The following is a 21560-nucleotide window of genomic DNA, read 5'->3' on the forward strand; positions in this document are numbered from 1 at the left end:
AAAACGGTTGTGGTTCGACCATCGAATCGACCCGGGAGTCAGCCCGCAATCGGCCGCGAGAGCACCCACAGCGACAGGACCGTGTAGCCGACCATCAGGACGACCAACGGTGCGTGACCGCGACGGGCTGCTGCAGGGCCGTCGAACAGCCGCATCGAGACGGCGTGGGCGGCCAGGACCGCGGCGACGTGGCCGAGGACGATGAGGAGGACCTCGCTCCCCCAGAACGCCGACGCCGACAGCCAGCCGAGTGGAGCCTCCACGAGGGTCGTCCCGGCCGCCAGCTCGACCAGCTCGACCAGGTTCCGCACGACGTAGGGGTAGTTGTGCGCCACGTCGTACCCGACCGCGATGGGGAGCAGGGTCGAACCGAACGCGAGTGCGCACGCCCGCGTCCGGCCGCCGCCCAATCGCGCCGCGAGGTGGACCACGAGCCAGAACGAACCCAGAAACGCGAGGAAACCGCCGACGTACAGGGCGATTCCGGCGTAGGCACCGACGATGGAACGAGCGTCGAACAGGAGCGACTGGAAGGACGACGTCTCGACGAGTCCGTCGAAGCTTACGGTGTAGACTGCGGCGACCGCGAGCGCGGCCGCTCCCGAGTCAGAGAGCGGTCTGCTGCAGGCGTCCCACGGCGAGGTTCGGACGAAGGCGTATCCGGACGGTTCGCTGGTCGGATGGGACGAATCGCTGGTCGGATGGGACGAATCGCTGGTCGGATGGGACGAATCGCTGGTCGGATGGGACGGCTCCCGGGTCCCATCAGCCCGCTCGCGACGGACTCGAAGGGGCGCGACCCGTCCGACCAGTCGGTAGAACGCTCCCAGTGGGTCGGCGCGCTCGAACCACGCACGGCCGAAGACGGCCGCCCCGCCGAGCATTACGACCGCGTAGATGGCGACGAGCGCGGCCGTCAACCGCGGACGGGTCGGGACCACGGTCAGGTTCTCGACGACGCCGACGAGCAGGAGGAACCCGACCGCAGCTGGCCAGGTGCCGAGCCGTTCCGGATAGTCGGCGAGCGAGACGTCCCGACCTTCCAACCACGAGAGCAGGTCGTACGCCGTCGCCCAGGGCGAGAGCCAGCGCCACGGGCTCCCGACGAGCGCGGAGACGACGAGCACGCCCTTGAACCAGACCGGCCAGACGAACACCGTCGCGAACTGGACGGGCTGCTGTGGCCCGGTAAGTCCGGCGACGATGGCCCAGCAGAACCCGAGGAGGAAGCTTCCCCGGGCCAGCCAACCGAGTCCGCGGGCGGTCGAAGCCGGCAGGGCGAACAGGACCGACTCGTCCGCCGTCGGCATCGACTCCATGCGACCCAGTACGGCCGCGGTCAGCGCGACCGTCCCAGCGGCCCCGACCAGCAGCAGCGACGTCGGAATCGGAGGTGCGAACGTCGTCACGCCGTGGGCACTCGCCGTCCCGACCAGCAGGAGCAGGGCGAACGAGGCAGTAGCGAGGGCGCGCCGGAGCCGTCTCATCGGTCTCGACTCGTCCGTCCGGTGCAAAAGCGCCGTTGGTTCGGCGCTCGAAACCGCCGCCCAGACGGGCACCTTTTTTACGGGCTGTCCCTACCTCTCGGCGAGATGCGTCCACGTACCGTCCTCGCTCTGGTCGTCGTCCTCGGCGGACTGGTCGGCGTCGCCTACGTCGGACTCTCCGGCGGGGGCGGCGACCTGTCGGTGACGTGGACGAGCGACACCGCGGTCGCGAAGGGCGGCAACCATCACGAGCCAGCCGTCGCGACGGTCGACGGCCAGGCGCTCGTCTTCGCACCACTCAGCTCCACCCGGGACCTCGACCAGTGCGCGCTGGTGGCCCTCTCCGCCGAGACCGGAGACGAGCGCTGGCGTTACCGGATTCCGCAGGAGCACTGTACCATCCACTCGGTCGCCGACCCCGCAGTCGCGGACGGAGACGGCGACGGTGACACCGAAGTCCTCGCGGCCACGACCGAGCAGGAGGTCGTCGCCTTCACGCCCACGTCGGGCTCGGTCGAGCGACGTTACCCGCTCTCGGCGTACGGCTACACGACGCCCATCGTCGCGGACGTCGCCGGCGGGTCCGAACCGGAACTGCTCGTCGTCGACGTCAACGGCTTCGTCCAGGCGTTCGACCGCGAAGGCGAGGTCGTCTGGTCGGTCAACCGTTCGACCTACGTCTGGGCGACGCCCGCGGTCGCGGACCTCGACGGCGACGGCCAGACAGAGGTCGCCGTCGGCGGCAGGGACGGACTCCTCGCCTCGTACGGAGCGAACGGCTCGGAAGAGTGGGAGACGAGGGTCGACGAGTCGATGACGTGGCTGACGACGGGCCAGCTCGACGAGGACGACGCGCTCGAACTCGTCGCCGGCACGCAGGGCGGTTCCGTCGTCGTCTGGGACGGGGCGGCGGGAGAACGAGAGTGGGTGTACGGGCTGCCGATACTCTCGGCAGTCCACGCAGTCGGCGAGGTCGATGGCCAGCCGACGGTGTTCGCGACGGCCGGTGACGGGTCGCTCGTCGCTCTCGACGGCGAGAGTGGCGGGGTTCGCTGGGAGACGACCGTGACGACCGAGCAGGTCCAGATGATGCCGCCGCCGGTCCTCGGCGACGTGACCGGGGACGGTGACGAGGAGCTGGTCGTCGCCGCCAACGACGGAACCGTCTCCGTGCTCGACCCCGCGACCGGTGACGTCCTCGCCAGTCACGAGCGTGACGTCGACGTGCTGGCCCACCCGGTGCTCGCGGATGCGGATGGAGACGGCACGAAGGAGATATACCTCATCTACGCGGACGGACGAGTCCAGCGGCTGGAGTACGACGCCTGAGAGGAGGGGGCGACGCCTGACCGGGAGGGGCGACGCCTGACAGGGAGGGACGACGCCTGACCGGGAGGGACGACGCCTGACCGGGAGGGGCGACGCCTGACAGGGAGGGACGACGCCTGACCGGGAGGGAAGACGGTAGACGAGCGAGAATCGTCCGTTTCTACTCGTCTGCCAGCGGCTCGTCGGGCCGCGGGAGTTCGTAGGTGTCGCGCATCGTGTCCGCGAGCAGGCCGCCCTTCGCGAGGACGATGTAGACGACGACGAACTCGCCGCCGGCGGGACGGAGGACGAACACCTCGCGCGGGTCGTCTCCCTCGCTCTCGTTCACGCGGGCGACCAGCGGTTCGAGGGGCCGTTCGCCCGAGGCGAACTCCTCGTACAGGTCGCCGGCACCCGGGGCGTTCCCGAAGACGTAGAGCACGCCGTTGACGTCGCCGTCAGTGTTCTGGGTCACGCGAGAGTTCATCGCGTCGCCCTGAAGTTTCGCCTGCTCCCACGATTCCGTGGCCGCCTCGAACAGGTTCGTCACGCCATCGGCGAAGGCGTACAGGGACCGTTGTTCGACCGTGATGGACTCGACGGTCGGCCCCGCGGTCTCCCAGGAGAGGGTGGCGTCGACGACGTAGCCCGGGCGAAGCCCCGCGACGGTCTCGCCGTGGTCGCCGTGACCCGACCGCGGTACGTCGATTCGCTCGTAGGCATCGCTCGTCTCCGGGTCCGCGTCCACTCCGTCGAGAAGCGCGAGGAACGTCCACGCGTCGTCGTCGTGGGCGCTGTCGAGCACGCGGAACCGCCCGCTCGTGGTCGTGTTCACGCCCGTGCGTTGCCGGCCGTGGTAGTTAACGGTCGCGCTCTCGCCCGCACCTCAATCGAGCGTCACGCTGACCCCCGTCGTCCGGGCCGTCCGGTCGGGATTCCGGTCGTTCCACCACGGTTCTGTACTGACGACCATCCCGTTCGTCACGGTCTCGCCGCTCGCACAGGCTCCCGTGTGCAGGTTCAGGAGGAGGTCGTACGCCTCCCCCGGACGGATGGTGGGAATCTCCCAGACGCCGTCGACGGGGTCGTACAGGTCCCCGTAGGTTCGCCCGTCTCTCGCGTGCCACCGCGTCACTTCTGTCAACTGGCCGCCGACCTGCCCCCGCCTGATACGCATCGCGCGGAGCGCGAGCGCGCCGGTACCGTCGCGTGTACAGGCCGCGAACACGGGTTCACTGGCCGTGCCCGTTTTCGTGTCCCGTTGCCACTGAACGGGCTCGACGAGCACGTTCGTCGCCGGGGCGTCCCCATGGTTCTCGACCCGCAGGACGTAGATGAGCCGGTTCCGCCCCTGGGTCCACGCCCTGCTCGTCAGGGACAGGCTCGCCCCGGCCTCCTCGCAGGCGACGGCGACGAACCCGAGGTCGAACGTGACAGGCTCCGTCGAAACACGCCGGCCGGCGCTCCGTGGAAGCGCCCAGTCGAAACGGACGGCGAGGATGTCGGCAGGCGTCGTACACCCGACCGTGGGAGAGGACGGGTCGCCGTCGAGGAGTGCAGGTTGGAGGGCGAGTTCGGTCAGCACCGAACCGAGCGACCCGCTGGCGAGCGGTCGCTCGTCTCGGAACCCGCGCTGGGTTCGGACGAGCTGGACCACGGTGAGTTCGACGGCGTCGGCCAGCGGGACCGTTCCGGCGGCGGTAGTCCGAGCCGCGCCACCCGTCTCCTCCTGGATTGCGCCCGTGACGCCGACGAGCCCCGTTCCTTCGGCGAGGTTCAGATAGACGGTCACCGAACCGCTGTCGCCGGGGCGGACCGCAGAGAGGTCAAGCAGGGGTTCACTCCCGTCGCCCAACAGCGCGTCGATGTCGGTGAACTGGGCGTCGAACCGCGCCTCGATGGCGTCGGCGTCGAGGTCTGGATACCGCGCTTCGAGCTGGTCACGGGACCAGATGACCGCCTGCTCTTCGGGGCGCTCCCCCGGCGGGAACGCGTCGACCGGGAATCCGTTGATCGTCTCGGCCCAGGCGACGCGCAGGTCGAGCTCCGTCTCGGATGCCGTCTCCCCGCGTGGCGGACGACTCCCGTCGTCGACCGCGATGCGGTTGCCGCTGAACGTCTCCCCGTCGTCGCCCATCGGGGCTGCGACGACGCTCGTCGCCGTCAGGGCCGCCCCGGTCCCGCCGGCGACCAGTCCGAGTATCTCTCGTCGCGTCAATGTCTTCGTACGCATGGTTTGTCCCTCGTATCCGCCTGGCGACGTCTCCCGGGCACGAGCGCCGCTCGCGGTGCTGGTCGGCCGTCGTCAGCGGAGTCTAGGTCGGCATCGGTGATATGGGAGACGCGTACCTGCTGAGTCCCGCGAAACGACCGGCGAGAACGGTCCCGGCGGGTACTTCCCAACCGTCGCGGAACCCTCATCGTTCGAGACCGATTCATTCAAAGCCTGAACGACCGTTGTTCGACCGAATGACCATTCCGACCTTCGTCATCGGCATCGCGGGTGGGACGGGGGCGGGCAAGACGACCGTCGCCCGCGAGGTGGCCGACACGGTGGGCGAGGCCGTGACCCGCATCCCGCTCGACAACTACTACGAGGACAACACACATCTCGAGATGGAAGAGCGCGAGCAGGTCAACTACGACCATCCCGACGCGTTCGAGTGGGAGCTGCTCGTCGACCAGCTCGATTCGCTCCTGATGGGCCAGTCGATAGAGATGCCTCAGTACGACTTCTCGATTCACAACCGCAAGGAGGAGACGGTGACCGTCGAACCATCGGACGTCATCGTCGTCGAGGGGATTTTCGCGCTGTACGACCCGGACGTCATCGACATGTGTGACCTCCGCGTCTACGTCGAGACGGATGCCGACGTTCGGATCCTGCGGCGCATCCGCCGGGACGTCATCGAGCGCGGCCGCGAACTCGGCGGCGTCATCGACCAGTACCTCTCGACGGTCAAACCGATGCACGAACAGTTCGTCGCGCCGAGCAAGAAGAACGCCGACGTCATCATCCCGGAAGGGGCCAACCGGATGGCCGTCGACCTGCTCACCGAGAAGGTCGAAGCCGAGACCGGGACCGTCAGCGAGAACTCGACCACGACCGTCGACGGCCACGGCTGGGAGCGAGACGGCGAGGGAGACCGGACGACGGTCGAACCCTCGGAGTCCGCGACGGAGTCGCCCGATTCACCATCTCCCCACTGAGCCGAAGAAACAGGCAATTTTTATCTGCGTGCGGGGTTGTAGTTCGTTCACATGAGCACCACTACGGAACAGGCCGCCGACCGTGGCCGCCCCGAGGAGGTCGAAGACGGTTTCTTCTCCCGGAACGCGTGGATCAAGCCCTTCCTGTTCGTCGAGGGCGCCTTCGTCGCCATGCTGATACTGCTCGACATCGCGAACGACGTGTTCCCGTCGATACGGGGCGGATTCAGTCAAGCCATCTTCGGGATGATACTCGCAATCATCTTTCTCTCGGCCGCCGCCGCCATCGTCACCCTCATCCTCAGCGGTATCAAACAGCTGACCCAGTCGTAATCCCCCGCTTCTTCTGGGAACCATCGCCGCGCGAGAGTCGTCGCTCCAGCGGTCGAATTACTGCGGTGCTCGGAACCATCGGTGTCCAGTCGACTCAGGCGACGCCGGCCAGTAGACTGCCGACCAGGTAGGCGACGCTAGCCGCCAACATCCCGACGACCAGCATCTCTCCCCCGTTCCGATACCACGAACGTTCGGTCACCAGACTTCGGCCCGCCCCGACGGTGAAAAACGCCAGACCGGTCACGACGATGGACAGGGCAAACAGTGGCTCGAACCCGACGATGTACGGGAGCAGCGGGGTCCAGCCAGCAGCGACGAAAGCGAGGAATGTCGCGACCGCCGTCTTCCCTGGTGTCTTCCCGTCACCCGCTGGATCCTCTCCGGCCGCGTCCCGGTAATCGATTTCGGAGCGACGGCTGAGGTAGTTGCTCATGCCCATCGAGAAGCCGTCGGCGAACAGGTTCGCGGAGCCGAGAACGAGGACGATACGTGGGTCGAGCGCCGCCCCGGCAACTCCGGACACGACCGCGAACGTGGTCACGATTCCGTCGTTCGCACCGTAGATGACCTCGGCGATGTACCGACCGGGCTCGTCCAGTTCGTCACCAAGCAGTACGTTCAGCATCGTCTCTCTGTTCGAGTCGATGACAGAAGAGTGATTCCGGTTCCATCTACCTTCCGTCCGTAGAGAGACGCTTTGCTCGTCGGGAGAGTAGTTACTGATATGAGAATCCTCGTGCCACTAGATGGCTCCCCTCTCTCCGAGAGGGCGCTCACGTACGCGATGGACACGCAACCGGAGGCGACCATCGTCCTCTTGCACGTCATCGACCCAGTCGAGGCGATCTACGTGGCCGAGGCGGGGGGCCCCAGGAAGGGACAGTCGTTCGTCGCCGCTGCACGTGAACGCGGAGAGGAGATCTGTAATGCCGCTGCCGACATCGCGACCGACCTGGGCTTCTCGGTGACCACAGCCGTCGAATCCGGGAATCCAGCCCGTGAGATACTCGCCGCCATCGACGACCACGATGTGGACGCCATCGTCATGGGAAGCCACGGCCGGGACCGACTCACGCAGGTCTTCCTCGGGAGCACGGCCGAGACAGTCGTCCACCGCTCGCCCGTGCCAGTGACGGTCGTCCGGTGACTACGTGGCGGACGGAGCCTCGTCTATCAACACGGTCACCTCACCGGTGATGACGAGTTCGCCGTCCGTATCGAACACCTCCGCGGTGAGGCGGTACCGTCCGCGGCCGACGTTCTCGATTACCCGACACACCGCCCGAACGCGGTCGCCGATGTGGACCGGTGCCTGGAAGCTGAGTGTCTGGTTGAGGTAGATGACCAGCCCCGGCAGCCGGGCGAGCGCGGCGCTGACCGAGCTCGACACGAGCGCCCCGTGGACGATCCGTCCCTCGAACCGGGTCTGCGCCGCGTACGTCTCGTCGAGGTGAAGCGGGTTCGTGTCTCCGCTTATCTCCGCGAACCGGCGAACCTCCTCCTCGGAGATGGTCTGGGAGAAGTGGACGACGTCGCCGACGCTGAGGCCGGTGCCGTCTACGTCCTCGTAGCCACCCTCCCACTCCGCCCCCGTGTCGATGACCGACTCCAACAGGAATCGAGGGAGGTAGTACGACAGCTCCCGCGTCGAGAGCACGCCTTCGAGCCGGTCTCCGTCGGTGACGATCACCTGGTCGATGGCGGCGTCGCGAAGCGCCGTCGCAGCCGCTTCGACCGTCACGTCCGGCTGGACGCTCCGAACGGGCGACGACATGAACGACGAGACGGCCGCGCTCTCGAGCGCCACACCGTCGGCGACCAGCCGAACGAGGTCACTCTCGGTCACGATTCCGGTCGGTTCTCCGTCGCGCGTGACGACGATCGACCCCACGTCTGCATCTCGGAACCGCTCCGCGACCGTCCGTGCGGTCGCTCCCTCCGAGACGCTCTCGACGCGCTGGCGCATCACGTCCCGAACGAGTGTCTGTATCTGCATAGCTTCCAGTACAGTCGGGGAGCTGATAGTACTACCCACTGGATTCGGTGAGAAGGGGGGGATTGGGGGGTCCGCTACGAGTGCCCAGTCGCCGTTCGAGAGGGATGATGGGTGTCGTCCCTCCTGTGCGAGTGGCGGTAATCACCATTCGCTCGGACACTCTGTCTGTTCATTGGTGGGGAGTAATATGAACCCCCACCAGCGTTTTCTGAACGTGAGAAAACCCCTTCGGGCCGAAAGAATTCGAGAACAACTACCCCAGAAGTGAATCCGGGAGATCCGAGGCGACGCCACGTACGGGACTCGGCCCGCCGCTTCGCCCATCGAGAGGCTCGCCGCTTCTCGTCGATGGTCCGTAGAGAAGAGCCGGTGGAGGGATTTGAACCCTCGACCTATTCCTTACGAAGGAATCGCTCTAGCCAGTCTGAGCTACACCGGCGCGTACCTGCACGCGTTCGCCCGCTCGAACGCATTTTCACGTAGCGCGATGACTACAATAAGGGTTGCGAATCGAGTCGGCGTCACCGTCTCGTCAGGCGAACGTCGAGGCAGACGTTGTACTCGTGAGGTGCGTACGACCGGACGACCTGACGGTTCTCGACCGACACATCGTACTCGGGTTCGGCGGCGGCTCTGATGGCTGCCTCGCCGGGGCCGAACGGGTCGGATTCGTGCTGGATGTCGTAGAGGTGTATCACGCAGTCGTCGCCCGCGAGGGCGACCGCCGTCTCGACGAACTCGTTCGCGCTGTGAGGAAGATTCATCACGATGCGGTCGGCCCACCCCTCGTAGTCCGCGCTCACCTCGCGTACGTCGCCCTGGAGAACCGTTACCCGGTCAGCTGCGCGGTTGCGTTCTGCGTTCTCCCGACAGTACTCGACCGCGTGTTCGTTCAGGTCGACGGCGACGACCTGTGCTCCGCGCTTCGCGGCCGGGATGGCGAACGGACCGACGCCCGCGAACATGTCGAAGACGTGCTCACCGACCGTGACCTGTTCGACGATGCGGTTCCGCTCTGTCGCGAGCCGCGGCGAGAAGTAGACGTGCGCGATGTCGAGCGCGAATTCACAGCCGTACTCGCGGTGGACCGTCTCGGTCGGAGCCTCATCGCGCTCGGTCGCGAGTACGTCCCAGTCGCGCACCCGCAACTCGCCCTTTATCTCGGAGGCTCGATTGACGACCGTCGAGACCGGCAGGTCCGAGGCGAGCACCGCGTCGGCGATCTCCTGTGCTCGCTCGTCGTCGTCCTCGTCGATGATGACGATGTCGCCGAGCCGCTCGAGGCTCGGCTCGTACCCGAGGATGTCGGCGGGCGTGGTCTGTGTCCGCCGTGGCGATGCGTCCCACTCGACGACTTCGAAGTCGTCCGGGACCGCGTCCGGATTTGACACGGGGATGTACAGCCAGCCGTCGTCGTGGCCGATCTCGAACTCGTCGGTGAGGCAGTCCGCCTCGGCGAGCGCCTGCCGCGTCTCCTCGCCCGCAGACCGCTCGACTCGCACGCAGGGGACGTCCATGCCGCAAGAGAGCGGTTCCCCGGCCCTAACGGCTTCGCTTCACCCGCGACACGCTACCCCCAGCCGACCGCGGCCTACAGTTTCCACGAGGCGCCCGGAACGCGAGTCGCTTATCGGCCCCCGCGTGCGAGTGGGCGTATGCTCACCTTCATCGGTCTCGGCCTGTACGACGAACGCTCCATCACGGTCGAAGGAGCCGACGCGCTTCAGGCGGCCGACCAGGCCTACGCGGAGTTCTACACCAGTAAGCTTCTCGGCGCGGACGTCGACGACCTCCAAGCGTACCACGGCACCGACATCGAGGTCCGCGACCGACCCGGCGTCGAACAGCACCCAGACGACATCCTCGACGCAGCCGAGTCTGACGACGTCGCGTTCCTCACGGCAGGAGACACGATGATATCGACCACCCACGTCGACCTCCGCCTGCGTGCCCACGAGCGCGGCATCGAGACGCGCATCATCCACGGGACCACCGCCCAGACCGCGACCAGTTCGCTCACCGGCCTGCAGAACTACCGCTTCGGCAAGGCGACGACGCTCCCGTTCGAGTACGCCCACGGCGGCGACGACGTGCCCGTCAGCGTCCGCGACACCATCGACGCGAACCGCGAGCGCGGCCTCCACACCGTGGTCTACCTCGACATCAAGGTCGGCCGCGGCCCCGACGGCGACGACCCGGAGCACGAGGAGTACATGACCGCGGACTACGCGGCGAACCTGCTCGCAGCGTACTACCCCGACACCCTCGGTGTCGTCGTCGCTCGTGCGGGCAGCCCGGAGCCACTCGTCGCCGCAGACAGCCTGTCCGAACTCGCGACACGCGACTTCGGCGACCCGCTTCACCTGCTCGTGATTCCCGGCGACCTGCACCTCATCGAGGTCGACGCGCTGCGAGACCTCGCCGGTGCGCCCGCTGCACTGCTCGAAGAATAGACGCGGATCAATTTCAACGTACGACCAGTAAATCGAGGCCGTTCGGGTGGTCCATTGGATCTACGTCGACGACAGTCCGGGAACCGGCCATTTCGTTCAGTTCCTCAACCGTATACCGGAAGTTCACAGTCTGGAACTTCGGTTTATGAACTTCTCCTCGGTAGTAGGAGATCCACGCTTCGCCGTCGTCTGAAAGAAGCTGATCGAGACTGCTGAAGAACTCTCTTGCCTGCTCTCTCGGTAGGTGGGTCACGACACTCTGACTCCATACGATGTCGATTTCTGGCACATCTTGGAATCGAAGGTCTTCGTTCTGCCAGATGCGTCCGGCACGGGCTGGATTGACGCCGTTGTTCTTCAGTCGCTCCCGTCCCGCCTCAAGTGCACGTTCTGAGATATCACACCCATAGTACTTCCCCTCATCGAGGAACTCGAGAAGGGGGAGACCAGCTCTAAAAATCCCACAACCCACATCCAACACTCTATCATCTGGTTTCACCTCGATACGATCGAATAGTTGGGACTTCTGCCATTCGAGGGTCTGTTCCCAGGTGTCGAGCGGCCCGACGAGTGAACGAGGGTCATTTCCTCGTTTGGTATGACGCAGGTAGTACTCGGTGTAATTGTCGGACCGGGCTCGGTCGTAGTGACTCCGACACCACTTCCAGACCAGTCCCATCGTTTGCGACGGGTTCCGAAGACGTGCGCCGACGTCGATTGATTCCGAAGTACTACTCATTGCTGGTGGGCCCTCCAGATTACGTTATACGTTTTGGGACGCATCGGTCTCGTTCAGTGATACTCCCATACAGATATTATCGATTCTGTTCGACTCAGTCCTCGATTCGGGCGGTGAGTCCAGGTCTCCAGGAATAGTAAGAGCTTGGCTAGTTCAAGCTAGTTGGCTGTCGCTGTCTGGTGTTGCGTCCGAAAGAAAGGCGAAATCAGGGACCGGAGCGATTCCGGTTAGTTAGCGATTTAGTTCTGACGGCGGACTGCGAGGAGCGCAGCCGCGACGAGTGCGACGAGAGCGACGCCGATGCCGAAGCCGGGCTGGCCTTCGGACTCGCCACCCTCACCCTCGGTTGCCGTGGCGGTCTCCGTGGCCGTTTCCGTGGCCGTTTCCGTGGAGGTTGCCGTGGCGGTCGACGTTGCCGTCGACGTAGCCGTGGTCGTGGTGGTCGTGGTGGTCGTCGTCGTGGTCGTCGTGGTCGTCGTCGTACCCGAGTCTGCCTCCTGGACCTGACCCGTGACACCGGAGACGAGCGCCGTGTTGCCGTCCTGCGTGTCGCGGACCGTCATCGAGAAGTTCGTGCCTGCGGGCACGTCGCTGAAGTCCATCTGGGCTTCCCACGTACCGTCAGCCTGCACCGTTGCGGTGCCGGTCTTCAGGAACGGGTTGTCGTTGTCCTCGGAGTTGACGCGGACGTTCAGCTTGGAACCGGCGGCGAGCGAGCTCGTACCGGTGACAGACTGGTTGTCAGCTGCGCCAACGTTGACTTCATCGTTCGCGTTCGCGTCGACGGTCGCCGTGCGGGAGACGATGCTCCACGTTGCGGCGACGGACTCGTCTTCAGCAGCGAGCGAGGAGTCACCGTCGACGGTGAAGATCGCCTGGTAGCGCTCGCCGGACTTGACGTTGGAGAGACCCGACGTCGGGGTGACGAGGTAGTAGGTGTCGTTGTCAGCGTCCGAGATGACCTGCGTGTTGCTCGCGCTCAGCGTGATCTGCTTCGGCTGCTGGTTCTGACCGGGGTTCTGCTGCGTGACGGAGAGGGTGACCTCCTGACCAACCATGTTGAAGAACTGGTTGGTGACTGCGGAGCCACTGCCACTCGCGTTCTTCGAGCTGATGACACCCTCGAGGCCGCTGGCGTCGACCTGGTGGACCAGGACGTCGCCTGCCGCGATCGTGGAGTCCTCGGAGATGGTGCCTGCTTCGACTGCAGCAGCGATGTCAGCGGCGGACGAGACGGACGCGCCCTTCGGGGCCGTCCAGGTCTTCAGGTCGTCCGTGCTGCGCGCGTTGATGTCGAGCGTCGCGACGTCCTCGGTGTCGGCGCTCGAGCTGCGTGCGATTGCGAGGTCGTACTGACCCTGGTCGATGAGTGCGCTGAGGTTCGAGCTCTCGGTCGACTCGAAGCCGGTTGCGCTGTCCTTGCCGGCAGCGTCGTACGTGTTGTTGCTCTGCGTACCCATCAGGTACGTGTTGACGAGGAGCGTGACCTTGCCGTCACCGTCGTTGTCCGTGACGGTGCCGTTGGTCACGTAGCCTGCGTCCTCGGAACCGACCGTAACGTAGGCCGAGTTCGTGTTCTGGAGCGCGATGGTCACGGATGCGACGTCACCGATCTCGTCGGACGCGATGTCCTGGGAGAAGGCGACGGCGCCCGCGCCTGCCTCGTTGACGGTGATGTCGACCGTCGAGGAGACGCCGGTGTCGGAGACCGTAACCTTGAGCGTGTAGTTACCGGTGTCGATGTCCGAGAAGTTGGCGGACTTGACCGTGTTCGTGGAGCCACCGCTGAAGGTGACGTAGCTCTCGCCAGACGGAGTCGACGCGCCAGTGAAGATGCTGGCGAGCTCGGACTGCGTCAGACCTTCGGCGGAGATGCGGTAGTTGTAGCCGTCACGGTTGGAGTCCAGCGTGATCTCGGTCGTGTCGGCGGAGCCGCCGTTCTCGACCGTTGCCGGGTCTGCCGTGACTGCGAGCGTCTGTGCGGTGACACGGAACGTCTTGGTGTAGTTCGCTGCACCACCGTCCGTGACACGGTACTTGCCCGTCTCGAGGCCAGACGTGTCGACGGAGATGTTACCGGTGTCGTCCGTGGGGACGTCGGTAACGAACTGGAAGTTACCGCTGCTCGTTTCCTTCTGCAGTTCGACGTCCGAACTGTTGTTGTACGTCGTCGTGTCGGTCAGCGTCTGGCCGGCCCAGTAGCGCTTCCCATCCACGATGTCAGGGGTCGCAGCTGCCCCACCGGAGAACGCGATGACGCCCGCGAACACGGACGTGACCATCAGCGCCGCCAGCAGCAGGCTGCGTGCCTTGTCTTTGTTTCCTGTCATGGTTTGTGTGTTAGGTTCGTTTCGGCGGCAACAGCACCTTTGATTCCCACCGCCTGTGGGGGGCGTGGGGCCCTACTCAGTACTGTCACCATGGGTAGGGGTACATCGAAAGTGAAAGAACCATTGTTATAAATGCTTTGTGGTAGACGGTTCTGTTGTGACGGTATCGCACACGCCCTCTACGGCGAAGATTGCGGGTATCGCTCGATTAGGGTCTACGTCAGACACCGGCACAAAGTACTTAAAGAAACCAGTGATTACGAGTTCCAGAAAACGGACCGAAACGGTGGTAATCGGTGGTTACCGACGGAATCTGTCCGGTTTCGGGAACGCGGTCAGTCGCGCGTGATGAGCTCTATTTCGTGGCCCTCGGAATCCTTGGTGAAGGCGTATCGGTCGTTACAGCTGGCCGGGTCGCGGTAGTCCTCGGCGTCTCGTACCATGAGCGTCTCCCAGGCGTCGTCGAGGTCGTCGACGCGGGCCGCGACGTGTCCCCAGGAGTCGCCCATCTCGTAGCTCCGTCCGTCGTAGTTCCAGGTCAGCTCCATCGTCATCGCCTCCTCGGCGGCGTCTCGCGGCTTCATGAAGTAGAGGGCGAAGCTGTCGTGCTCGGAGCGGCGGACGAGTTCGTAGTCGAGCTTGTGCGCGTACCAGCCGATGGCCTCGTCGACGTCCTCGACGCGAATCATCGTGTGGTCGAGGCTCCAGCGCGCGCCGTAGTCTCGCTCGACGATCTCGACCTCGTGGCCGTCCGGGTCCTTCACGAACGCGTAGGAGCCGCCGCAGGAATCGGGGTCGCGGTAATCCTCGACGCCCTGTTCCATGAGCTCGTCGTACGCCTCGTACACGTCGTCGACGCGCACGGCGATGTGACCCCACGCGTCGCCCTGCTCGTAGGTGCGGTCGTCGTGATTGTGGGTCAGTTCGAGGACGGCGCCCTCGTCGTGGGCGTCCTCCGGACCGAGGTAGACGTTGGTGAAGGTATCGGCCTCCCAACGGCCCTTCTCCTCGTAGTCGAGGTACGTCTGGTACCAGTCGAGCGAAGCCTCCATGTCCTCGACGCGCATCATCACGTGGTCGAGCGTGTAAGACATGGGGGAGCGTACGATCGTAACGGGAAAAGGGATACCGGAAGCGGAACTGGCCGTGTCGGTTTCGCACGCGAGGGTCGCGAGACGACAGGCGGAGCGTCGAACAGAGAGATGACGAACGCTCTCGCGTGCGCGGTGAAAAATATTCTCCGCAGAAGCCATCCCCATCACGATTCAGTCGAGCCGCGCAGTCAGTCGAGCCGCGCAGTCAGTCGAGCCGCGCAGTCAGTCGAGCCGCGCAGTCAGTCGAGCCGCGCAGTCGCTGGAGGATGGTCGAAGAAGTTGGGCGACGACGTGAAACGGTGCAGTCACCGACCGGCCGCGAACAGCGTCACTTCCGAAGAATCAGCTTCAGCACGTCTTCGTCCTGCAGCACGTGGTCGTCGCCGACCTGCTGGCCGTCGTGTTTGGCGCTCGGGCCACGGACTCGGGCGAAGCGGAACCGCTTCTCGATGTCGCCGCCGAGTTTGGGAAGCGCTTCCCCGATGGTCGAGCCTTCGGGCACGACGAGCGGCTCGTCCCAGTCGATGCCGCGGCCAGGCTTGTCCATGTAGACGCGGATGAGGCCCAGGTTGTTCCAGATGCGCTCTTTGAGGGATTCGAGGCCCTTCTCTTCGACGGCAGAGATGAACGTCGCACGCTCGGGGTCGATGTCGCGCTTCTCGAGTTCCTCGTCGACGTGCTCCTTGTAGCTCGGGTCGATGAGGTCAGCCTTGTTCACCGCGACGATGGACGGCACGTAGACCCGGTTGTCCATGATTCCGTCGATGAGCCGGTCGAGGTCGAGCTTCTCGCCGAGGTTGATGTCCGCGTTGACGTACCCGTGTTCGCGGAGAATCTGCTTGATCGTGTCGTCGTCCATGTCCTGGTCGACCGTCGAGGTGACCTTGATGCCGTCTTTGATCTTCTTCCGGATGGTCACCCGCGGGGGCGTCTGGTCGATGCGGATCTTGTTGTTGTACAGCTCCTCGCAGAGCCGGTCGTACTGCTCTATCTCGAAGACGGAGAGAACGAAGACGAGGAGGTCGGCGCTCCGGACGACGGAGAGGACCTCCTTCCCGCCACCGCGACCGTCGGCGGCACCCTCGATGAGGCCGGGAACGTCGAGGAGCTGGATGTTCGCGCCCTTGATGTCGACCATCCCGGGGTTCACCGTCAGTGTCGTGAACTCGTACTCGCCGGTCTCGGACTCGGCGTTGGTCATCGCGTTGATGAGCGTCGACTTGCCGACGCTCGGGAAGCCGACGAGGGCGACCGAGGCGTCCCCGTGCTTCTCCACAGCGTAGCCCTGACCCCCGCTGCCACCGGACTGCTGTTTCTCGAGCTTCTCCTTCTTCTGGGCGAGCTTGGACTTCAGCCGGCCGATGTGCGCCTCCGTCGACTTGTTGTAGGGCGTGTTGGATATCTCCTCCTCGATCGATTCGATCTCCTCTTTCAGCCCCATTGTATCGTTTCACACTCCGCCGTCGGTACCGAAAAACCTGTCCACTCGCGCGCGAGCTCGAGACGGACCCGCCCCCATACAGATACTTCGATACGTTAATACCTGACGGCCGTCACGTGTCGAACGACGAATGCCAGACCCGTCCGTGCTCAGAGACAGCACCCAAATCGTCCTTCCCGAGGGCGCTCTGGATGGGTTACGAGACGAGCTCGACGAACAATTCATGCTTTCTATCAGACACGAAGGAGAGTGCCACCGTCTCGTTGGCAGCCCGGTCGAGATAAAACGGGCGAGCAACTTCCTGGCCCGGAACGGCATCTCCCTGCCGTGAGCCGACCTACCCGTTCCCCACCGCGACTACTGTTTCTTCAGCGAATCGAGTACTGACAGCGTGCCTGCCGCGTGCTCCCCGTCAAGCACCACGTCGGCCGCCGCTTTCGCCGCGTCGTCCGCGTTCGCCGTCGCGTAGCTTCGTCCGACTCGCTCGAACGTGGAGACGTCGTTCTCGGAGTCGCCGACGGCGACGAACTCGGTGACCTCGTAGCCGAGCCGAGGAGCGACCTGCTCCAGCATCGCACCCTTCGAGAACCGGCCGTCCTTGACGTGGAGGGCGTAGCCCGTATCGACGACCTCGACGCCGTGTTCGGCCGCGATTCGCCGGAGCAACGTCTCGTCCACGTCACGCCTGAGAGCGACCTCGGTCTCGCGCCAGCGGTTGACGAGGTCCGACGCGCCCCAGCCGAGGTCACCGCCCGACTCGAGGAACTCGTCGACGGCGTCGAACGCTGCCGTTTCGTCGCCGCTGACGAGTATCTCGTCATCGACGTAGGCGATGCCCCCGTTCTCGGCGATGACGCACTCGTCGATACCGACGAACTGGCAGAGGGCGATCGGATACGGGAAGGCCTTCCCGGTCGCGATGACGACCGGTGCAGGCCACGAGCGGAGCGGGTCGAACACCCGGGGGTCGATGCCGTGATCCGGGCGCGTCAGCGTCCCGTCGATGTCGAGGGCGAGGGGCGGCAGGTCGGTCATTCTCGTTCTCACTTCGGGACAGTGCCGATAAAGGCCTCACGCCTCGACTCGGCAGTCGACGGGGCGGTGAATAGTAACACGCTTACTCGCTCTGGAGTTCGTACAGCCGCCTGAAGACGAGCGTCGGGAACCGCGGCTCCAGGCGACTCGGCGGCCTGCCGGCGCCGTCGGCCGCGTCGGGAGCGGTCACTCGGTCGAGGATACCGACCTCGGACAGTTCGTACAGGAATCGGCGAACGGTGCCGGCCGACAGGTCGACCGCCGGGTCGGCAGCGATGGCCTCGGCGGCCGCACCGACCGACTCCGCCGCCGCTTCGTCTACGTCGAGGAGCGTCCTGAGGACGAGCTGACGGTTCGCCGGGAGCGTCATCACCCTGCCGAGAGCGACCGACGGACGAGGGACGCCCGCCATCCCCGCGTCGAGGTCGCGTTCCTGGATCCGGTCGTGTCGTGCCCGCGAGGCGGTGTCCGCCGCGCCGAACAGGGCCGCGAGGGCATCGTGCGCATCGCCGTCCGCCCAGTCGGCCAGGTGTCGGACCTGTTCGTGAGAGACCCCGTGCTGGGCGAGTCCCTCGGACGCGCGAGCCGTGAGCACGTCCACGAGCGCGTGATGGTCGTACGCCGGGACCTCGATCCGCTCCGGTGGCGCCGACGAGTCGGTCGCGGGGTCGGTACGGCCGACGGCCAGCCAGCTGAGCGCGTCGGAGACGGGGTCGAACGCGTCGGCGAGGTCGTCGAGGCTGGGCGTCTCCGGCTCCCCGACGTGGTCGACAACCACGACCGCAATCTCGCCGGGCGGCCTGAGACGGTCCTGGAGTCGGGACCTGAGCGCCTCGGTCCCGACCCCCTGTTTCGGAATCGACTCCTCCGCGAGTCCGTCGAGGACCGCGTGGTAGAGCGACGTCTCACTCTCGGCCCGCCGTCCGTCGACGTAGACGAAGGCCGGCATCGTATCCGAACGTGCGCGCGTGGTCGTCTGTATCGTGGAACCACTCCGACCACACAGCCGGTCGAGGTGCGTCACGAGCGCGGTCACGACCGCGGATTTTCCCGAACCGGCCGGTCCCCAGAGGGAAGCGTTCGGTGGCAGGGACCCCTGGAACACCGGATCGAGATAGTCGAGTAACCGTTCCAGCACGGGGCCGCGGCCGGTCGGCTCTTCGAGGTGGGCGACCGGACTGATAGCGTCGTAGTCGACGACGAGCGCCGCGGTCGACCCGGGGCGTTGTCTCCGACGAATCCGGGTTTTCAGGTCCATCGTGTACGTGTGTGTATGGAAGTCGCGTCGTATCGAAACGGTGTGGAGAGGCTGACAGGGCTGCGAGCGGGGTTCACCGGGGTGCGGTCACAGGTCTTCCCGACCGGGTCTACGCGACCCAGCCAGCGGACGGCAGGATGCCCACGAAGTAGCACACCGCGATGAGCAACGTCCCGAAGACGATCGCCGCGGCGGGCGGGTCCACGTGGGTGTCACCGTGCGCGTAGAAGATACGCTGGAAGACCTCACCGAACAGTGCACAGAGCATCCCGAACAGGCCGCCGACGATGAGCGCCAGCACGGGCATCTCCGCGGCCGGGAGACCACCCGCGACGGGGGCGGCACCGACCGCAGACAGCAGCGCACCGGAGTTCAGCGCCGACCCGCTCGCACCGACGCCCAGCACGGCGAGTGCGCTGGTACTCGCGGGGAGTGAGATGTGGTGCGTGACAGGGATGTTCTCGACGCCACAGTTGAGGAACACGAGGCTCGCCGCGCTGATACCGAACGCGAGGAAGAAGCTCCCCGTCCGAAGTGCGACGAACGCCGCGAGGATACCGACGAACAGGCCGATGGCCGCGACGTTCACCCACTTGTACTGGTGGGGGAGCCACGGTTCGACGACGAAACGGTTGGACTGTGCCGTCCCACCGTCGGTGGCAGCGTCACCACTTCCACCGGCCGTCCCCGCGTCGCTGATGACGCGCATCTCCTCGCGCTCGAATGGACTCATGTCGAGGATTCCGCCCTTGACGTCGCCGACGATGCTGTAGCCGAAGGCGGCTCGGTGGATGAGCGCCGAGAGGACGACGGCCAGCGCGATGGGGTCCCACGGTGCACTGACGGCGATGGAGATTCGCGTCAGGACCAGACCGAGGATACCGAAGACGCCACCGACCACGAGCACGTCGGGTCTCGTTCCGAGCGCGAAGCCGATGTCCTTGGCGTTGTGATAGTCGAAGCCGCTGTCGATGTAGCCCTTCTTCGCCGCGTAGGCAGCCGCGGCCGCACCGCCGGCGAAGCTGATGGCCGGCGAGAAGACAGGGCCGAACGCGATGGAGCCGGTGATACCGACCGAGCCGAGCGTCGCGGCGTCACCGCCGGTCGACTGCCCGACGGTTCTCCCGAGAATGTTCACCGCCTCGCCGGCAATGACCATGAAGCCCGTGAAGATGAACGCTGGTAGCGCACCGAGTGAGGCACCGAAGGCGCCGCCGGCGAACGCTGCGATGAGAAGCACGACCCACGCACTCGGTTCGAGCCCGAGCACCTGCAGGGGGATGAACGGATCCATGCTCACTCACCTTCGTCACGGGCCCAGTCGAGCGACCGTTCGACCGCCGTGTGCCAGCGTTCGTACTGCCGGTCCATCTGGTTCGAGTCGGCCTCGGGCGTGAACTCGCGGTCTATCTTCCAGTTGTCGCGAAGCTCGTCCACCGTCTCCCAGTAGTCGACTGCGAGCCCGGCCGCATAGGCCGCTCCGAGAGCGGTCGTCTCGTCGACCTCGGGTCGGACGATGTCCGTCTCGATGATGTCGGACTGGAGCTGACAGAGGAAGTTATTCTTGACCGCGCCACCGTCGACGCGCAGGCTGCTCATGTCGATGCCGGCGTCGGCCTCCATCGCTTCCGCCACGTCGCGGGTCTGGTACGCGATGGATTCGAGCGTCGCCCGGACGATGTGCTCGCGACGGGTGCCGCGAGTCATGCCGACGATGGTGCCGCGAGCCCGGCCGTCCCAGTGGGGCGCACCGAGACCGGTGAAGGCGGGCACGACGTAGACGCCGTCCGTCGAATCCACGCTCCGGGCGAGCTCTGCCGTCTCGGCCGGGTCGTCGATGAGGTCGACGTCCTCCAGCCACTCGATGGCGGCACCGGTCACGAAGATGGAGCCCTCGAGCGCGTACTGGACTGGTTCACCGGAGCGCTGGAAGCCGATGGTGGTGAGCAGACCGTGGTCGCTCGAGACGGCCTCCTCGCCCGTGTTCATCAGGAAGAACGAACCCGTTCCGTAGGTGTTCTTCGCGTCACCCTCGTCGAAGCAGGTCTGGCCGAACAGTGCGGCCTGCTGGTCACCGAGCGCGCCCGCGACGGGAATCTCGGCACCGAGGAAGCCCTCGGGGTCGGTCGTCCCGTAATGGTCGTCGTCGCTGGACGGCCGGACCTCGGGCAGCATCGACGACGGCACGTCGAACTCCTCGAGGAGCTCGTCGTCCCACTCCATCTCGCGGATGTTGTACAGCATCGTCCGCGAGGCGTTCGTGACGTCGGTGATGTGGTTGCCCGTCAGCTTGTAGATGAGCCAGGAGTCGATGGTCCCCATGCGGAGCTCACCGGCTTCGGCCCGGTCCTGCACGTCCTGCGGACGCGAGCGCTCCATCTTGATGGGGTCCGCGTTCTCCAGCAGCCACTCGACCTTCGTCGCCGAGAAGTAGGCATCTGCCTCCAGTCCGGTCTTCTCGCGGATCCACTCCACCTTCTCGTCGGCCTGCAGTTCCTCGACGCGGTCCGTGGTGCGTCGGTCCTGCCAGACGAGGGCGTTGTGGATCGGCTTACCCGTCTCGGGGTCCCAGACCAGCGTCGTCTCGCGCTGGTTCGTGATGCCCAGCGCGGCGAGCTGTTCGGGGTCGAGCCCCGCCTCGGTCAGCGCGCGCCTGACGACCGTCTTCGTGTTCTCCCAGATCTCCATCGGGTCGTGTTCGACCCAGCCCGGCTCTGGGTAGATCTGTTCGTGTTTTTCGTATGCGTTCGCGACGACCTGCCCCCCATGGTCGAACACCATGAATCGGGTCCCGGTCGTCCCCTGGTCTATCGCACCGACGTAACTGTTTCCTGTCATGGTCCGTGTCTGACCACCAATGTTTACCTCTGGCG

20 protein-coding genes and 1 tRNA gene are annotated in these 21560 nt (G+C 65.5%); 6 read left to right on the forward strand and 15 right to left on the reverse strand.

The features are described from left to right. Positions 1 to 38: 38 nt before the first annotated feature. A complete protein-coding gene (locus ACSC1Y_RS02535) occupies positions 39 to 1487 on the reverse strand; it encodes a hypothetical protein (protein WP_435333037.1) in 1449 nt (482 codons plus the stop codon). Between the two features lie 105 nt (positions 1488 to 1592). Between ACSC1Y_RS02535 and ACSC1Y_RS02540 the strand changes: the two genes are divergently transcribed. Beyond that, positions 1593 to 2816 (forward strand): outer membrane protein assembly factor BamB family protein, encoded by a 1224-nt coding sequence (locus ACSC1Y_RS02540; protein WP_435333039.1) that lies wholly within the window; start codon positions 1593 to 1595, stop codon positions 2814 to 2816. Between the two features lie 160 nt (positions 2817 to 2976). Here ACSC1Y_RS02540 and ACSC1Y_RS02545 read toward each other — a convergent pair whose 3' ends face one another. Both ACSC1Y_RS02545 and ACSC1Y_RS02550 read right to left on the reverse strand, forming a co-directional pair. Then, positions 2977 to 3630: a DUF6663 family protein gene (locus ACSC1Y_RS02545; RefSeq protein ID WP_435333041.1), complete on the reverse strand. Its 654-nt coding sequence runs from the start codon at positions 3628 to 3630 to the stop codon at positions 2977 to 2979. A 51-nt stretch (positions 3631 to 3681) separates the two neighbouring features. Then, positions 3682 to 5028, reverse strand: coding sequence for a hypothetical protein (locus ACSC1Y_RS02550; protein ID WP_435333042.1), 1347 nt, complete (start codon positions 5026 to 5028; stop codon positions 3682 to 3684). A 236-nt stretch (positions 5029 to 5264) separates the two neighbouring features. Between ACSC1Y_RS02550 and udk the strand changes: the two genes are divergently transcribed. Together udk and ACSC1Y_RS02560 are read left to right on the forward strand one after the other, a co-directional pair. Beyond that, positions 5265 to 6005, forward strand: coding sequence for a uridine kinase (udk, locus tag ACSC1Y_RS02555; protein WP_435333045.1), 741 nt, complete (start codon positions 5265 to 5267; stop codon positions 6003 to 6005). Between the two features lie 51 nt (positions 6006 to 6056). After that, on the forward strand, positions 6057 to 6338 hold the full coding sequence (locus ACSC1Y_RS02560; protein WP_435333046.1) for a hypothetical protein: 282 nt from the start codon (positions 6057 to 6059) through the stop codon (positions 6336 to 6338). A gap of 94 nt (positions 6339 to 6432) precedes the next feature. Here the strand turns inward: ACSC1Y_RS02560 and ACSC1Y_RS02565 are convergent, their stop codons facing one another. Next, positions 6433 to 6966 carry a VIT1/CCC1 transporter family protein gene (locus ACSC1Y_RS02565; RefSeq protein WP_435333048.1) on the reverse strand — a complete coding sequence of 178 codons (534 nt, stop codon included), beginning with the start codon at positions 6964 to 6966 and terminating at the stop codon, positions 6433 to 6435. A 99-nt stretch (positions 6967 to 7065) separates the two neighbouring features. Between ACSC1Y_RS02565 and ACSC1Y_RS02570 the strand changes: the two genes are divergently transcribed. After that, positions 7066 to 7488: a universal stress protein gene (locus ACSC1Y_RS02570; RefSeq protein ID WP_435333050.1), complete on the forward strand. Its 423-nt coding sequence runs from the start codon at positions 7066 to 7068 to the stop codon at positions 7486 to 7488. Here ACSC1Y_RS02570 and ACSC1Y_RS02575 read toward each other — a convergent pair whose 3' ends face one another. From ACSC1Y_RS02575 to ACSC1Y_RS02585, 3 genes are all read right to left on the reverse strand, one after another. Beyond that, a complete protein-coding gene (locus tag ACSC1Y_RS02575) occupies positions 7489 to 8337 on the reverse strand; it encodes a MaoC/PaaZ C-terminal domain-containing protein (protein WP_435333051.1) in 849 nt (282 codons plus the stop codon). It lies immediately after the preceding gene. 364 nt (positions 8338 to 8701) lie between these two features. Further along, positions 8702 to 8776: transfer RNA gene (locus tag ACSC1Y_RS02580), tRNA-Thr, on the reverse strand. An 82-nt stretch (positions 8777 to 8858) separates the two neighbouring features. After that, on the reverse strand, positions 8859 to 9854 hold the full coding sequence (locus ACSC1Y_RS02585) for a class I SAM-dependent methyltransferase (RefSeq protein ID WP_435333054.1): 996 nt from the start codon (positions 9852 to 9854) through the stop codon (positions 8859 to 8861). 138 nt (positions 9855 to 9992) lie between these two features. On the opposite strand from ACSC1Y_RS02585, the gene dph5 reads away from it, so the two are divergent. Further along, positions 9993 to 10790 (forward strand): diphthine synthase, encoded by a 798-nt coding sequence (gene dph5, locus ACSC1Y_RS02590; RefSeq protein WP_435333057.1) that lies wholly within the window; start codon positions 9993 to 9995, stop codon positions 10788 to 10790. Between the two features lie 13 nt (positions 10791 to 10803). Here the strand turns inward: dph5 and ACSC1Y_RS02595 are convergent, their stop codons facing one another. From ACSC1Y_RS02595 to ACSC1Y_RS02610, 4 genes are all read right to left on the reverse strand, one after another. Next, the gene (locus tag ACSC1Y_RS02595) at positions 10804 to 11469 is read right to left on the reverse strand and encodes a class I SAM-dependent methyltransferase (RefSeq protein ID WP_435333058.1); all 666 of its coding nucleotides are present in this window, start codon (positions 11467 to 11469) and stop codon (positions 10804 to 10806) included. A 299-nt stretch (positions 11470 to 11768) separates the two neighbouring features. Next, positions 11769 to 13859 carry a DUF7827 domain-containing protein gene (locus ACSC1Y_RS02600; RefSeq protein ID WP_435333059.1) on the reverse strand — a complete coding sequence of 697 codons (2091 nt, stop codon included), beginning with the start codon at positions 13857 to 13859 and terminating at the stop codon, positions 11769 to 11771. 335 nt (positions 13860 to 14194) lie between these two features. After that, complete coding sequence (locus tag ACSC1Y_RS02605; RefSeq protein ID WP_435333060.1) at positions 14195 to 14953, reverse strand: VOC family protein; 759 nt, start codon at positions 14951 to 14953, stop codon at positions 14195 to 14197. 328 nt (positions 14954 to 15281) lie between these two features. Next, positions 15282 to 16394 (reverse strand): OBG GTPase family GTP-binding protein, encoded by a 1113-nt coding sequence (locus ACSC1Y_RS02610; RefSeq protein WP_435333061.1) that lies wholly within the window; start codon positions 16392 to 16394, stop codon positions 15282 to 15284. A gap of 130 nt (positions 16395 to 16524) precedes the next feature. On the opposite strand from ACSC1Y_RS02610, the gene ACSC1Y_RS02615 reads away from it, so the two are divergent. Then, positions 16525 to 16725 (forward strand): VNG_1110C family protein, encoded by a 201-nt coding sequence (locus ACSC1Y_RS02615; RefSeq protein ID WP_435333062.1) that lies wholly within the window; start codon positions 16525 to 16527, stop codon positions 16723 to 16725. A gap of 26 nt (positions 16726 to 16751) precedes the next feature. Here the strand turns inward: ACSC1Y_RS02615 and ACSC1Y_RS02620 are convergent, their stop codons facing one another. The 4 genes from ACSC1Y_RS02620 to glpK all read right to left on the reverse strand — a co-directional run bounded on the left by ACSC1Y_RS02620 (position 16752) and on the right by glpK (position 21525). After that, positions 16752 to 17429: a phosphoglycolate phosphatase gene (locus ACSC1Y_RS02620; RefSeq protein ID WP_435333063.1), complete on the reverse strand. Its 678-nt coding sequence runs from the start codon at positions 17427 to 17429 to the stop codon at positions 16752 to 16754. An 82-nt stretch (positions 17430 to 17511) separates the two neighbouring features. Continuing rightward, on the reverse strand, positions 17512 to 18687 hold the full coding sequence (locus ACSC1Y_RS02625) for a Cdc6/Cdc18 family protein (protein ID WP_435333066.1): 1176 nt from the start codon (positions 18685 to 18687) through the stop codon (positions 17512 to 17514). 109 nt (positions 18688 to 18796) lie between these two features. Continuing rightward, on the reverse strand, positions 18797 to 19981 hold the full coding sequence (locus ACSC1Y_RS02630) for a DUF7973 family transport facilitator (RefSeq protein WP_435333068.1): 1185 nt from the start codon (positions 19979 to 19981) through the stop codon (positions 18797 to 18799). A gap of 2 nt (positions 19982 to 19983) precedes the next feature. Then, positions 19984 to 21525: a glycerol kinase GlpK gene (gene glpK, locus ACSC1Y_RS02635; RefSeq protein ID WP_435333069.1), complete on the reverse strand. Its 1542-nt coding sequence runs from the start codon at positions 21523 to 21525 to the stop codon at positions 19984 to 19986. Positions 21526 to 21560: the final 35 nt, after the last annotated feature.

It is taken from the genome of Haloarchaeobius lipolyticus (assembly GCF_051208015.1).
In the GTDB taxonomy this organism is placed as follows: Archaea; Halobacteriota; Halobacteria; order Halobacteriales; family Natrialbaceae; genus Haloarchaeobius.